The 324-nt window shown below is 69.4% G+C and carries 1 pseudogene; it reads left to right on the top strand.

The features are described 5' to 3' along the window. Positions 1 to 324: pseudogene (locus tag ACFV3I_RS18750) on the top strand (carbohydrate ABC transporter substrate-binding protein); the annotation flags it as partial.

Genomic DNA, 324 nt, shown 5'->3' with positions numbered 1-324 from the left:
TTTCCTCGCCGCAGGCTCCGGCCTCGCCGCCGCTGCCGCGATCCCCGCTGTGTCCGGCTGTTCCTCGCTCGCTTCGGCCGATTCCGATCCCGGCACCCTGGTGGTGCACACCCAGCTCGGCACCACGGCACCCGGCTCCGCCACGTACACCGCGGTCGTCAAGGAGTTCCACCGGGAGAACCCGGGGCTCCGCGTCAAGAACCTCGTCAACGGTGACGACCTGGCCCAGGTGTACGAGACCTCCCGGCTGGCCCGCAAGGAGCCGGACGTGGTCATGGTCAACCTGTACGACAAGACGCTGGCGTGGACCGACGTGGGTGCCAC

The sequence above is a fragment of the Microbacterium sp. NPDC059771 genome (assembly GCF_042732495.1).
GTDB classification, from domain to species: domain Bacteria; phylum Actinomycetota; class Actinomycetes; order Actinomycetales; family Microbacteriaceae; genus Microbacterium; species Microbacterium sufflavum.
Note: the sequence above shows the minus strand (reverse complement) of the source record. Positions and strands in the feature narration are given on the sequence as shown.